The sequence below is a fragment of the Micromonospora sp. SCSIO 07396 genome (genome assembly GCF_053667945.1).
In genome coordinates this window covers 6,145,566-6,157,311 of record NZ_CM132210.1, presented here as the reverse complement: position 1 = coordinate 6,157,311, position 11,746 = coordinate 6,145,566, and the positions used below count along the sequence as shown (strand labels likewise).

Below are 11,746 nucleotides of genomic sequence, written 5' to 3'. Positions count from 1 at the left end.
CTGGCTGCCGGCTCGTCTCCTGGCCGTGCGTTTATCCGTTCGCCGGCTCGTCTCCCGGTTGTCCGTTTATCCGTTCGCCGGCTCGTCTCCTGGCCGTGCGTTCACCCGGTCGCCCGGGCTACCGGTCTCGGCTTCGCTGCCGGGCCGTGCCTCAGGCCGGTGATTCGTTGACGCCGTCAGCTCGAAAGGGAGCGCAACAGGTACTGGTGCCCTGGTGGCACCGCTGCCGAGGTGCGGGCTCCGCGCCCACAGCGGATGCCGCCGGCGCGTCGGTGCCACGGCGGGTGGGGAACGGGTGGGTCACTCCTCCGGGGGCAGGTCGCCGACGGGGACGTGCAGGCGTACCTGGTTGTCGGTGACCGTGGCGATCTGGTCGGCCAGCACGTACACCGCGCCGGTGCGGGCCAGTCCGGTGGAGACCTTGAGGTAGCCGGTGCGCAGCAGGCGGGCGGCGAGGTCGGCCGGGACGTCCGGCTCCTCGACGGCCACCGACTCGATCAGCTCGTCCAGGCTGCCACCCGGGTCGGCGGTGGACGCCTGCACGGTCACCGCGTTGGGATCCCCCCGCTGGACGAGGTCGACGGTGCCGATCTCGACCCCGACCGTGTCCACCACCCGCATGCCGGTGGTGATCTGGGAGATGACCGCCTGCTCTGCCATGCCCTGCTGCTCCATCCCCGGGCGGTTCCCTGCCCCACCCACCGCTAAACCGCCGGGCCCCAGGCACCGGGCGGACGCGGGGACAACTCCCGCCAGGCATCAGTCCCCTCCAGCAGGGCCCGGACGGTCTCCTCGGCCTCGTCGGCGCTGCCGTACTCGTAGAACTGGGAGACGCCCTCCGCGCCGCCGGCCCGCTGCTCGACGTGCCACCGGTCGGCGTCGACGCGGAGGAAGATGTCCCGCCGCGCCAGTCGTCCCCATTTGCCGTTCCACCAGTGCCTACGCTGCTCCATGGCCGGACTCTATCGAACATGTGTACGACAAAAAGCGGCCCCTGCGGGAATCCGCAGGGGCCGATGTGCGCCGGTCGGGTCAGCGCGGGGCGGGCGGCTCCGGGTGGCGGCCCAGCACGTCGTCCAGCGCGCCGCGCTGCCCCGGGGTGGCGTGCCCGCCGGCGAGCAGCGCGTCGCGGATCTCGGTGAGCAGCTTGACCTCCTCGCTCGGCGCGGCGGGCGGCGGCTCCTCGCCCCGCTTGCGCCGCTCGGCGAGCCGGTTCATCGGGTAGACGACCAGGAAATACAGCGCCGCTGCCGTCAGCGCGAAGGTGATCGCCGCGTTGACGAAGGCCACCCAGTCGAACGGGACGCCCCGGAACGTCGGCGTCGAACCGCTGAGGCCGTTCTTGTTGCCGGTGATCAGCACGATCATGACCCGGACCAGTGGTTCGAGGAACGACTTGGTCAGCTGGGTGACCACGCCCGTGAACGCGGCGCCGATGACGACACCGACCGCCAGGTCGACGACGTTGCCGCGCATGATGAAGTCTTTGAAGCCCTTGAGCATCCCTACTCCTGTGCCGTCCGATTCTCCGTCGGGGACAACCTATGCCCCGGACAGGGGCTCCAGAAAAGCACCGGCCTCGATCGCCGCCCGCTCCGGATCGCCGTCCCGGATCGCCGCCACCAGCCGGCTGTGGTCGACGTACCGCTGGGGTTGCAGGGAGTCACCCGTCACGTAGGCGACGGTGCTGCGCAGCGCCGCGCCGACCGAGGCGTACAACTCGGCCAGCATGGCGTTGTGGGCGGCGGCGACCACCGCCGTGTGCAGCGCGACGTCGGCCTCCACGAACTCGGCGACCCGGCCCGACCGCCAGGCGGCCTCCCGGGCGGCGAGCGCATCGTCGAGCGCCGCCAGGTCCTCCGGGGTACGCCGCAGCGCGGCCAACCGGGCCGCCTCGACCTCGAACGCCCGGCGGACCTCGACCACCTCGGCCATCCGGTCGTCGGTGAGCCGACGGGCCACCACCGGGGCCAGCTCGTCGGTCGACACCACGTACGTCCCGGAGCCCTGCCGGCACTCCAGCACCCCGGCGTGCACCAGCGCCCGGACCGCCTCGCGGACGGTGTTGCGCCCCACCCCGAGCGCCGTCACCAGTTGCGGCTCGGTGGGGATGCGCCCGCCGACCGGCCACTCGCCGCCGAGGATCCGCCCCCGGAGCTGCTCGATGGTCTGCTGCACCCGCTGACCGCGCGGGGGCACGGGTGGGGAATCGACCGACGGTGTCACCGGTTACACCAGCTGCCGAAATTCATCCCATGATTGTAGGTTCGAGGTCATGACCCCGCCAACCGCTCCCGCCGTCGAGGCACCCGAGCCGCTCGCCCACCGGCCGGCCCACCGCACCCCGTCGCCGGTCACCGGTGGCGCGCTGGTGCTGGTCGGGATGCTGCTGGTCGCGCTCAACCTGCGGGCCGCGGTGACCAGCCTCGGTGCCCTGCTGGACGAGGTGCGCACCGGACTCGGGCTCTCCGGCGCGATGGCCGGGTTCGTCACCACCCTGCCCACCATCGCGTTCGCCGGCCTCGGCGCGCTCACCCCGTGGCTGATCCGGCGCTGGCCGGCCGCCCGAGTGCTGGTGGTGGCGATGCTCGCGCTCACCGTCGGTCAACTGCTGCGGGTGCTCACCGACTCGGCGACGGTCTTCGTGCTCACCAGCGCGCTCGCCCTGGCCGGCATCGCGGTGGCGAACATCCTGCTGCCGATGCTGGTCAAGCAGCACTTCCCGCACCGGACCGGGCTGGTCACCGGGGCGTACACGATGGCGCTGACCACCGGCACGACGGTGGCCGCCGCCTCCGCCGTGCCGGTGGCGCACGCCTTCGGCTCCTGGCGGGCCGGGCTCGGCGTGTGGGCGGCGTTGGCGGCGGTGGCCGTACTCCCGTGGGTGCCGCTGGCGCTGCGGGCCCGCGCCGCCCGACGGGCCGCCACCCCGACGGCGGTCCCGGCCGCCCGCGCCCGGGTCCGGCCGGCGCGCACCCGGCTCGGCTGGGCGATGGCCGTCTACTTCGGCGCGCAGTCACTGAGCGGGTACGCGGTGATGGGCTGGCTGGCGCAGCTCTTCCGGGACGCCGGCTTCCGGCCGGAGAGCGCCGGCCTGCTGCTCGCCGGGGTCACCGCGCTCGGGGTGCCGGTGGCCCTGCTGATGCCGACGCTGGCCGGCCGGCTCCGGACGCTGCGCCCGCTGGTGTTCGGACTGACCGCCTTCTCCGCGGCGGCCTACCTGGGGTTGGCGTTCGCGCCCCGGGGCGGGGCGCTGCTGTGGGTGCTGCTGCTCGCCTTCGGCCAGGGCGCGTTCCCGCTGATCCTGACCACCATCGGGCTGCGGGCCCGCACGGCCGACGGCACGGTGGCGCTGTCCGCCTTCGCGCAGAGCACCGGTTACGTGATCGCCGCGCTCGGCCCGCTGCTCGTCGGGGTGCTCTACGAGGCGACCGGCGGCTGGACCGCGCCGATGGGTTTCCTGCTCGGCGCGCTGGCGGTGCAGACGACCGCGGGCATGGTGATCGCCCGTCCCCGATTCATCGAGGACGAGCGCTGAGGAAACCGGTCAGGACGACGCAGGGGTGGGGTCACCCGCGACGGCCTGCTCGACCGTCGGATAGGTGTGCAGCACCTCGACCAGGCCGCTGACCTCCAGGATGCGCAGCACGCCACGCTGCGGGGCGGCCAACCGGACCACGCCGCCGGCCTCGTCGCAGCTGTTCTTGGCCCGGACGAAGACCGACAACCCGGTCGAGTCGCAGAACGACACCTCGGCCAGGTCGAACACCAACCGGCTGCGACCCTTGTCGAGCAGGTCGGTGATCTGGTCCTGGAGCTGCGGTGCGGTCGCCATGTCGAGTTCGCCCGCGACCGACACGACGACCACGTCGCCGCGCTGTTCCGTGTGCACCGTCAGGGACATTCAGACCTCCTGTTATCGGTGGAACGGTATCCCACGAACGGGGGGACACGCAGAACGGGAGCGGTTCCGGTGGGAGCGATCATTCCTTTGCCGCGCGGCAACTACCGGGTCTGCCTCCGGTGATAGAGTCCGGCCGGCCCAGCTCACAGGAGGTAACCATGGCGTTGACCGCAGACGGGGGCGACCGGCTCGTCGGGCTGCTGAGTGAGCACGGTGAGCGGGTCGTGCAGCGGTGGACCGAACTCGTCACCGCCTCGCTGCGCGGTCGGCTGAGCCAGGCCGAGCTGCGCCTCCAGGTGCAGGAACTGCACGCTAGCATTGTCAACGCCGGCGGTGCGGGCCTGGCCGACCTCCAGACGCCCGAGGCGGGCGAGCTGCGGGCGGTGCTCGCCGACCTGTCCCGCAGCCGGGCCCGGCAGAGCTTCACCGCCACCGAGACCGCGATCAGCATCTACGCCCTCAAGGACGTCCTGGTCGAGCTGGCCGAGACCGACGGCGTCGAGCTGTCGCTGCGGGACGTCCTGGACTTCACCGGCCTGGTCGACCGGATGGGGCTGCTCACCTTCGAGACCTACGTGCAGACCCGCGAGGGGCTGATCGCCGACCAGGCCGAGCAACTGCTCGAACTCTCCACCCCGGTGGTGAAGATCTGGGACGGCGTGGTCGCCGTGCCGCTGGTCGGCACCCTCGACTCGGCGCGCGCCCAAGTCGTGATGGAGCGGCTGCTCCAGACCCTGGTGGACACCGGCTCGCCGTACGCGATCATCGACATCACCGGGGTGCCGGCGGTCGACACCCAGGTCGCCCAGCACATCCTCAAGACGGTGGTCGCTGCCCGGCTGATGGGCGCCGACTGCATCATCTCCGGCATCCGCCCGCAGATCGCGCAGACCATCGTCGCGCTCGGCATCGAGTTCGGCGACATCGCCACCAAGGCGAGCCTGGCCGACGCCCTGCGGCACGTGCTGCGCCTCACCGGGGTCGAGACGTCCCGCCGCCACCCGCGCCGGGAGGTGTGATGGAACGGGTGCCGATCCTGAAGATCGGCGACATCCTGCTGGTCTCCATCCAAATCGACATGTCCGACCAGACCGCGGTCACCCTCCAGGAGGACCTGGCCGAGCGGATCGTGGCGACCGGCTGCCACGGCGTCATCATCGACATCACCGCGCTGGACATCGTCGACTCGTTCGTCGGCCGGATGCTCTCCACCATCGCCTCGATCTCGAAGGTCCTCGACGCCGAGACGGTCGTCGTCGGGATGCGTCCCGCGGTCGCCATCACCCTCGTCGAGCTGGGCCTGTCGCTCAACGGCATCCGTACCGCGCTGAACGTGGAGCGGGGCATGGAGCTGATCGCGGCGACCCGCGACGACGACCTCGGGTACGACGACGACCCCGAGGACGCGGAGTCCGGGACGGCGGCGACATCGCCATGACCGCGGGAGTCGACCTGGGCCCGAAGACCCAGGCGATCGGCAGCGACGAGGACGTCGTCCGGGTCCGCCAGTTGGTGCGTACCGTGGCGGTGGCGGCGAAGCTCTCCCTCGTCGACCAGACGAAGCTGGTCACCGCCGCGAGTGAGCTGGCCCGTAACACCCTCATCTACGGTGGCGGCGGCACGGCCGAGGTGACGGTCGTCGAGGATGGCCGGCGACGCGGGGTGCGGATCGTCTTCGCCGACTCCGGGCCGGGCATCGTCGACCTGGACCTCGCCCTCACCGACGGTTACACCACCGGTGGCGGCCTCGGCCTCGGCCTGAGCGGCTCCCGCCGGCTGGTCGACGACTTCGACATCAAGACCGCCCCCGGCGAGGGCACCCGGATCACCATCACCAAGTGGTCCCGATGACCCACGACGTGGTGCCGGACGCGGGCCACTGGTACCGGGTGGAGAGCGGCAGCGCCGCCAGCACCGTGCGGCGCGCGGCGGAACGCCTCGGCGGGCAGCTCGGCCTCGGCGAGAACCGGGTCGCGGAACTGGCCATCGTCGCCGCCGAGCTGACCAGCAACCTGGTCAAGCACGCCCAGGAGGGCGTCCTGCTGCTGCGACCGGTGCGCACCGCCGACGCCGCCGGGGTGGAACTGGTCGCCGTCGACTCCGGCCCCGGCATGGCCGACCTGACCGTGTCCTCCCGCGACGGCCACTCCACCACCGGCACGCTGGGTATCGGGCTGGGTGCCATCACCCGGCAGGCCAGCTGGTACGACGCCTGGTCCCGGCCGGGACGCGGCACCGTGTTCGCGGTGCAGGTGTGGGCGAAGGAGGTCGCGGCCACCCCGGCCTGGGCGGCGGGGTTGACCCGCCCGATCACCGGCGAGCAGGTCAGCGGCGACAGCCACGCGGTGCGTACCGGGGACGGCCGGCACCAGGTGCTCGTCTGCGACGGGCTGGGGCACGGGCCGCTGGCCAACGTCGCCGCCGAGGCGGCCGTGGCCGCCTTCCGGTCCGCGCCGGACGGGCCGCCCGCCGCGGTGGTGACGCACCTGCACCGGGCGATGTCGCACACCCGGGGGGCCGCGTTGGCGGTGGCGGAGCTGGATCCGGCGGCGGGCCTGCTGCGCTACGCCGGCCTGGGCAACATCACCGGGACCGTACTGGCCCCGGACGGCACCCGGCGGGGGCTGGTCTCGCTGCCCGGCATCGCCGGTCACCAGCGCCCGACGGTACGCGGGTACGACTACCCGTTCCCGCCCGGCGCGACGCTGGTGATGCAGAGCGACGGGGTGGTGGACCGGTGGCGCGCCGAGGACTATCCGGGGCTGTTCGGGCGCGCGCCGGTCGTCGTCGCGGCGACCCTGTTGCGCGACGCCGGGGTACGCCGCGACGACGCCTGCGTGCTGGTCGCGAGAATCCCGTCGTGACCGCCGGTGAACCCCTGCTGCGGATGGCGTTGCGGGTGGAACAGGACATCTTCGGCGTACGCCAGCGGGGTCGGGAGGTCGCCGCCGCGGTCGGGCTGGAGCACCAGGACCAGGTCCGGTTCGCCACCGCGCTCAGCGAGGTGGCCCGGGACCTGCTGCGCGCGGTGGACGGGGCGGACGTCACCTTCTCCTGCGTGACGGAGCCGGACGGTCGGCGGCTGCTCAGCGTCGACCTCGCCCCGCTGCGCCCGTTGCCGGGCAACCGGTACGAGCCGCAGTCCGGTGCGGTGGCGCGGTTGGTGGACACCCTGGGACTGGCGGACGTGCAGGGGGATACCGTCGTGAGGATGTCCCGACGTGTCCCGACCGCAGCCGCGGCGCTGACTCCGCAGCGCCTGGCGGAGCTGCGGGCCGAACTGGGCGTCAGCGCGCCGGCCAGCGCCCTGGACGAGTTGGCCACCCAGAACGGGCAGCTCATCGCCGCGCTCGACGAGGTACGCCGCCAGCGGGACGAGCTGGCCGTGCTGAATGCCGAGCTGGAGGAGACCAACCGGGGTGTGATGGCGCTCTACACCCAGCTCTCCGAGGAGCTGGAGGAGACCAACCGGGGCGTGGTGGCGCTCTACGCCGAGTTGGACGAGAAGTCGGCCCAGCTGCGCGCGGCGAGCGAGTCGAAGAGCCGGTTCCTGGCCAACGTCAGCCACGAGCTGCGGGCCCCGGTGACCGCGATCATCGGGCTGGGGCGGCTGCTGACCGACTCGGCGTCGGACCCGCTCACCGCCGAGCAGGCCCAGCAGGTCGAGCTGATCCGGTCCTCGGCCGCCGATCTGCTCTCCCTGGTCAACGACCTGCTCGACCTGGCCAAGGCGGAGGCGGGCCGGATCGAGCCGGAGTGGGCACAGGTCGACCTGCGGGCGGTCTTCGGGCAGCTGCGCGGGACACTGCGGGCGCTCACCCTGCGTTCCGAGGTGGAGCTGGTGGTGGAGGAGCCGCCCCCGGGCACGGTGCTCCGCTCGGACGAGGTGCTGCTGGCCCAGGTGCTGCGCAACCTGCTGCACAACGCGGTGAAGTTCACCGAGCGGGGTGAGGTGCGGATGCGTGCCGAACGTGCCGGCGACCGGGTCCGCGTCCGCGTCTCGGACACCGGGCCGGGTATCCCCGCCGAGCTGCACGAACGGGTCTTCGAGGAGTTCTACCAGGTGCCCGGGACCAGCCGGCGCAGCGGCACCGGCCTCGGCCTGCCGTACGCGCGGCGGTTGGTCACGCTGCTCGGCGGCACCCTGGAGCTGGCCAGCGAGCCGGGCCGGGGCAGCAGCTTCACGGTGGACCTACCTGTGGCGGGAGTGTGAGGTGGCCGGCGCCCCGGCGACGATCCTGGTGGTCGATGACAGTCCCACCAAGCGCTACCTGCTGGTGAGTTGGCTGACCCGGGCGGGTTTCACCGTGCGGGAGGCGGAGAACGGCACCGAGGCGCTGGCCCGGGTCGGGGTGGACCCGATCGACCTGGTGGTGCTCGACGTCCGGCTGCCTGATCTGAGCGGTTTCGAGGTCTGCGAGCGGATCAAGGCGGACCACCCGGCGATCCCGGTGATCCACGTGTCCGCGCACGCGGTCGACGTGGTGGACCGGACCCAGGGATTGACCCGGGGCGCGGACGCCTACCTGGCCGAGCCGATCGAGCCGGAGGAACTGGTCGCCACCGCGCACGCGGTGCTGCGCTACTACCAGGCGCGGCAACGGGCCGAGCTGCTCGCCGAGCGGCTCACCGGGCTGGCCGACACCACCGTGGCGGTGCACGCCGCGTCCACCTTCGCCCGCCTGTTGCAGGAGGCGGCGGCGGGTGCGGCGCAGATCTTCCGCAGTCCGGCGGCGGTGGTCGCGGAGACCTTCGACGGGGAGTGCCTGGCCGGGATCGCCGCCGGTCCGGGGGCGGCGGCGCAGATCGTGCCGTGGGTGGTCGACGACACCGGCGTGCCGACCGGCGCGACCGTCCGGGTGGACGCCCCCGACGGGTGGGGGCTGGTGCGGTGGCCGGCCGACGACACGGTGACCGTGGCCGCGGCCAAGCTGCGGGAGGACCGCGCCCCGCTGTACGTGGTGGTGCCCACCGCCACCCAGACCGCCCGGACGCCGGTGCTGGTGCAGCTCGCCCAGGCGGTCGCCTCGGCGGTGGAGGCGCAGCGCTCCCACGACGAGGAGCACCGGATCGCGGTCACCCTCCAGCGGAGCCTGCTGCCCCGCCGGCTGCCCGACGTGGCGGGCCTCGACCTGGCGGTCCGCTACGAGCCGGCCAGCGCGCAGACCGAGGTGGGCGGGGACTTCTACGAGCTGGTGATGCTCGACGGGCACCTGCTGGTGGCGATCGGCGACGTCGCGGGCCACTCGCTGCACGCGGCGACGGTGATGGCCGAGCTGCGGCACGCGATGCGGGCGTACGCGGTGGAGGGGCACCAGCCGGGGGTGATCGTGGACCGGCTCAACGTGCTGATGCGTACGCTGCTGCGCAACGAGCTGGCGACCCTGTGCATCCTGCTGCTGCACCCGTCGACGGGTCGGATCAGGCTGGCCAGTGCCGGGCACCTGCCGGCGTTGGTGACGGTGGACGGCCGGGTGGAGTTCGTCCAGCAGTCGGCCCCGCTGCTCGGGGTACGCGCGGACCGCCCCGAGGACCTGGAGTTCATCCTGCCGGCGGGGGCGACGCTGGTGCTCTACACCGACGGGCTGATCGAGCGGCGGGACACCACCATCGACGACGGCCTGGCCGCGCTGGCGGCCTGCGCGACGGTGGTCGACGCCGACCTGGACGGCTTCTGCCAGCGGCTCCTGGTCGAGCTGGCCCCGCCGGAGATCCACGACGACGTCGCGGTGGTGGCGGTCCGCCGCCGCTGACACGTGCCGCCGCCGCGCTGGCATGGTCCGCCGCCGCTGGCGGGGTCTGTCACCGCCTCCGGTTTGGAAACAGCCCGGAACACTGTCGCGCGGGTCGACCGGGGTCACATTGTGCTGATGTGGCGACTACTGTGTGAACGGCCGTCGCGCGGGCAGGTCCAGCGTCGCGGCCTTCCGCAGGTCCCGAGGGTGCACGGAGGTTGCCCGTGGAGACATCGCCGCTGCTCGACTACTTCGCCGAGGAGCTGCGGCTGGCCCGGTCGGCGGCCGAGCTGTCCCAGTCGGCGCTGGCCGAGGCGGTGAGCTATTCACCCGCCCTGATCGCCAAGATCGAGACCGGCGAGCGTCGACCCAGCGCCGACCTGGCCCGACGCTGCGACGCGGTGTTCGGGGGAGGTGACCGGTTCGCCCGTATCCAGCGCCGGATCAGCCGGGAGACCGTGGTGCCGTACTTCCGCGAGTGGGCGGGGATCGAGCAGGAGGCGACCGCGCTGCGTGGGTACGAACCGCTCTACGTCCCCGGCCTGCTCCAGACCGAGCGGTACGCCCGCGCGGTCCTCTCCGGAAGCGGGCTGCTCTCGGCGGAGGAGGTCGAGCGGCAGGTCGCCCTCCGGCTGGAACGCCAGGAGATCCTGACCCGGGACCGGCCGCCGACGCTGACCGTGGTGGTCGACGAGTCGGTGCTGCGCCGGCCGGTGGGCGGCCCGGAGGTGCTGCCGGAGCAGCTTCGCCACCTGGTCAAGGTGGGCGAGGGGCTGCCCCGGGTGCGGATTCACGTGGTGCCGTTCGCGGTGGGTGCCTACGCCGGGCTGGAGGGTCCGTTCGTCATCGCCACGCCGCCGCTCGGCGAGGATATGGTCTATGTGGAGACTCAGCTCGGCGGTCAGGTGAGCGACCGACCGGCGGACCTGCGCCGGGCGGTCGACGTCTGGGAGTCCCTCCGGGGCGAGGCCCTGCCCCACCAGCGGTCGATCGAGCTGATCGCGGAGACGACGGAGGCAGAACCATGGAGTTGAGCACTGCCCGGTGGCGCACCAGCAGCCGCAGCAACGGCACCGGCGGCAACTGCGTCGAGGTGGCCGGCAACCTGCCCGGCGTGGTCGTCGTACGCGACTCGAAGGACCGCACCGGCCCGGTGCTGGCCTTCCCCCCGACCTCCTGGCGGTCGTTCCTCACCCGCTTCACCCCCGCCGACTGACGACCGGGCCGCTGACCGACCCGCGACGCGGGGCGGGCTTCCCAGATGACCACGTTTCATACACCGGCTGAGCCGACGAGGTGGAAGATGGGTTGATCGTATTGACCCGCTACTCTGATCCCCATGGACTTCCTCGCTGGCTCGTTCGCGCGGTTTGCGACCGTGTGGTCAGTCAGCGACGTGGACGTCACAACACTTCTGGCTCAGCCCGAGGTGGCCGACAGGGTCTCTAGCAAGCTGACCAAGTACTACGACAAGATCACGGGCGCTGCGGTAGATGGTTACGTCTCACCGATGCAGCCCATTGATCTGCTGGTCCAAGCCTTGGGGCGGTTGAATCGGCCCTCCGCCAAGTCCACTAGTAATTCTTTCAAGATCGACTTTGCTGACGATGGTGCTGGGGTGGACGTCCTCCCGGCATTTGGTGACTCGAATCAACAAAGGTGGCTCGCCGGGACCGACGGGCTGCATCAGGACCTTTACCGATCGCTTCCAAAGAAGCTGTCGCGCGCTGAGCGAGACCTGGCTGAGTTCGCAACCGTGGAGCAGCTTCGCGGCAACATCGCGAGGCGCAGTGTCATGTCGAGCAGTGTCGGTGCCGGCAAGTCCCGGCTCCTCATTGTCGATCATGGTGCGGCAGAGATTCGTGCGGAATGGGCGAGACTCTGGTCTCGCCTCGACATCGAACGCATGCTGGCGCGGCACATCAAGATCGTTATCCGGCGGATCCTCGGCTTGCCGAAGCCGAGGATTGTTCGGGCTGAGCAAGCTTCTACCGAGGTGGTTCGTTCTATAGAAAGCCATCGCAGTCGAGCCCCAGGTGGCTTGCGGACATTCGTTGATCTTGTCCGCTGGGAGCCCTTGACCCTCTAACCCAGGGCGCTCCCGCCT

Annotated in this window: 15 protein-coding genes; 10 read left to right on the top strand and 5 right to left on the bottom strand. The window is 71.9% G+C overall.

Annotated features, from left to right (window positions below; genetic code table 11):
• Positions 1–300: 300 nt before the first annotated feature.
• The 4 genes from ACWCHM_RS27030 to ACWCHM_RS27015 all read right to left on the bottom strand — a co-directional run bounded on the left by ACWCHM_RS27030 (position 301) and on the right by ACWCHM_RS27015 (position 2,226).
• A complete protein-coding gene (locus tag ACWCHM_RS27030) occupies positions 301–660 on the bottom strand; it encodes a hypothetical protein (protein ID WP_204958593.1) in 360 nt (119 codons plus the stop codon).
• A 44-nt stretch (positions 661–704) separates the two neighbouring features.
• Complete coding sequence (locus ACWCHM_RS27025; RefSeq protein WP_204958594.1) at positions 705–953, bottom strand: hypothetical protein; 249 nt, start codon at positions 951–953, stop codon at positions 705–707.
• Between the two features lie 79 nt (positions 954–1,032).
• Positions 1,033–1,503 carry a large conductance mechanosensitive channel protein MscL gene (gene mscL, locus ACWCHM_RS27020; RefSeq protein ID WP_422753791.1) on the bottom strand — a complete coding sequence of 157 codons (471 nt, stop codon included), beginning with the start codon at positions 1,501–1,503 and terminating at the stop codon, positions 1,033–1,035.
• A gap of 39 nt (positions 1,504–1,542) precedes the next feature.
• Entirely contained in the window at positions 1,543–2,226 is a 684-nt protein-coding gene (locus tag ACWCHM_RS27015; RefSeq protein ID WP_204958596.1) for a FadR/GntR family transcriptional regulator, read from the bottom strand.
• Between the two features lie 157 nt (positions 2,227–2,383).
• On the opposite strand from ACWCHM_RS27015, the gene ACWCHM_RS27010 reads away from it, so the two are divergent.
• Entirely contained in the window at positions 2,384–3,538 is a 1,155-nt protein-coding gene (locus ACWCHM_RS27010; protein ID WP_281903282.1) for an MFS transporter, read from the top strand.
• Positions 3,539–3,547: 9 nt separating this feature from the next.
• Here the strand turns inward: ACWCHM_RS27010 and ACWCHM_RS27005 are convergent, their stop codons facing one another.
• Positions 3,548–3,904, bottom strand: a complete 357-nt coding sequence (locus ACWCHM_RS27005; RefSeq protein ID WP_088642031.1) for an STAS domain-containing protein — start codon at positions 3,902–3,904, stop codon at positions 3,548–3,550.
• A 158-nt stretch (positions 3,905–4,062) separates the two neighbouring features.
• Here ACWCHM_RS27005 and ACWCHM_RS27000 point away from each other — a divergent pair, with 158 nt between their 5' ends.
• The 9 genes from ACWCHM_RS27000 (at position 4,063) to ACWCHM_RS26960 (ending at position 11,728) form a co-directional block, all read left to right on the top strand.
• On the top strand, positions 4,063–4,923 hold the full coding sequence (locus ACWCHM_RS27000; protein WP_454220333.1) for an STAS domain-containing protein: 861 nt from the start codon (positions 4,063–4,065) through the stop codon (positions 4,921–4,923).
• Positions 4,923–5,342: an STAS domain-containing protein gene (locus tag ACWCHM_RS26995; protein ID WP_454220332.1), complete on the top strand. Its 420-nt coding sequence runs from the start codon at positions 4,923–4,925 to the stop codon at positions 5,340–5,342. The genes ACWCHM_RS27000 and ACWCHM_RS26995 overlap by 1 nt, the downstream gene beginning before the upstream one ends.
• The gene (locus ACWCHM_RS26990) at positions 5,339–5,755 is read left to right on the top strand and encodes an anti-sigma regulatory factor (protein ID WP_454220331.1); all 417 of its coding nucleotides are present in this window, start codon (positions 5,339–5,341) and stop codon (positions 5,753–5,755) included. Before ACWCHM_RS26995 ends, ACWCHM_RS26990 begins: the two co-directional genes overlap by 4 nt.
• Positions 5,752–6,768: a SpoIIE family protein phosphatase gene (locus tag ACWCHM_RS26985; RefSeq protein WP_281903280.1), complete on the top strand. Its 1,017-nt coding sequence runs from the start codon at positions 5,752–5,754 to the stop codon at positions 6,766–6,768. Before ACWCHM_RS26990 ends, ACWCHM_RS26985 begins: the two co-directional genes overlap by 4 nt.
• A gap of 23 nt (positions 6,769–6,791) precedes the next feature.
• Positions 6,792–8,117: an ATP-binding protein gene (locus tag ACWCHM_RS26980; protein ID WP_204958958.1), complete on the top strand. Its 1,326-nt coding sequence runs from the start codon at positions 6,792–6,794 to the stop codon at positions 8,115–8,117.
• 1 nt (position 8,118) lies between these two features.
• Complete coding sequence (locus ACWCHM_RS26975; RefSeq protein WP_204958601.1) at positions 8,119–9,657, top strand: SpoIIE family protein phosphatase; 1,539 nt, start codon at positions 8,119–8,121, stop codon at positions 9,655–9,657.
• A 206-nt stretch (positions 9,658–9,863) separates the two neighbouring features.
• Positions 9,864–10,673 carry a helix-turn-helix domain-containing protein gene (locus tag ACWCHM_RS26970; protein ID WP_454220330.1) on the top strand — a complete coding sequence of 270 codons (810 nt, stop codon included), beginning with the start codon at positions 9,864–9,866 and terminating at the stop codon, positions 10,671–10,673.
• A complete protein-coding gene (locus ACWCHM_RS26965) occupies positions 10,664–10,855 on the top strand; it encodes a DUF397 domain-containing protein (RefSeq protein ID WP_454220329.1) in 192 nt (63 codons plus the stop codon). Before ACWCHM_RS26970 ends, ACWCHM_RS26965 begins: the two co-directional genes overlap by 10 nt.
• 123 nt (positions 10,856–10,978) lie before the next feature.
• Positions 10,979–11,728 (top strand): hypothetical protein, encoded by a 750-nt coding sequence (locus ACWCHM_RS26960; protein WP_454220328.1) that lies wholly within the window; start codon positions 10,979–10,981, stop codon positions 11,726–11,728.
• Positions 11,729–11,746: the final 18 nt, after the last annotated feature.

What these genes read in the sequence shown, in the direction of transcription:
- ACWCHM_RS27030 (WP_204958593.1), bottom strand. Translation starts at nt 660, where the DNA reads ATGGCAGAGCAGGCGGTCATCTCCCAGATCACCACCGGCATGCGGGTG.
- ACWCHM_RS27025 (WP_204958594.1), bottom strand. Translation starts at nt 953, where the DNA reads ATGGAGCAGCGTAGGCACTGGTGGAACGGCAAATGGGGACGACTGGCG.
- mscL (WP_422753791.1), bottom strand. Translation starts at nt 1,503, where the DNA reads ATGCTCAAGGGCTTCAAAGACTTCATCATGCGCGGCAACGTCGTCGAC.
- ACWCHM_RS27010 (WP_281903282.1), top strand. Translation starts at nt 2,384, where the DNA reads ATGCTGCTGGTCGCGCTCAACCTGCGGGCCGCGGTGACCAGCCTCGGT.
- ACWCHM_RS27005 (WP_088642031.1), bottom strand. Translation starts at nt 3,904, where the DNA reads ATGTCCCTGACGGTGCACACGGAACAGCGCGGCGACGTGGTCGTCGTG.
- ACWCHM_RS27000 (WP_454220333.1), top strand. Translation starts at nt 4,063, where the DNA reads ATGGCGTTGACCGCAGACGGGGGCGACCGGCTCGTCGGGCTGCTGAGT.
- ACWCHM_RS26995 (WP_454220332.1), top strand. Translation starts at nt 4,923, where the DNA reads ATGGAACGGGTGCCGATCCTGAAGATCGGCGACATCCTGCTGGTCTCC.
- ACWCHM_RS26990 (WP_454220331.1), top strand. Translation starts at nt 5,339, where the DNA reads ATGACCGCGGGAGTCGACCTGGGCCCGAAGACCCAGGCGATCGGCAGC.
- ACWCHM_RS26985 (WP_281903280.1), top strand. Translation starts at nt 5,752, where the DNA reads ATGACCCACGACGTGGTGCCGGACGCGGGCCACTGGTACCGGGTGGAG.
- ACWCHM_RS26980 (WP_204958958.1), top strand. Translation starts at nt 6,792, where the DNA reads ATGGCGTTGCGGGTGGAACAGGACATCTTCGGCGTACGCCAGCGGGGT.
- ACWCHM_RS26965 (WP_454220329.1), top strand. Translation starts at nt 10,664, where the DNA reads ATGGAGTTGAGCACTGCCCGGTGGCGCACCAGCAGCCGCAGCAACGGC.
- ACWCHM_RS26960 (WP_454220328.1), top strand. Translation starts at nt 10,979, where the DNA reads ATGGACTTCCTCGCTGGCTCGTTCGCGCGGTTTGCGACCGTGTGGTCA.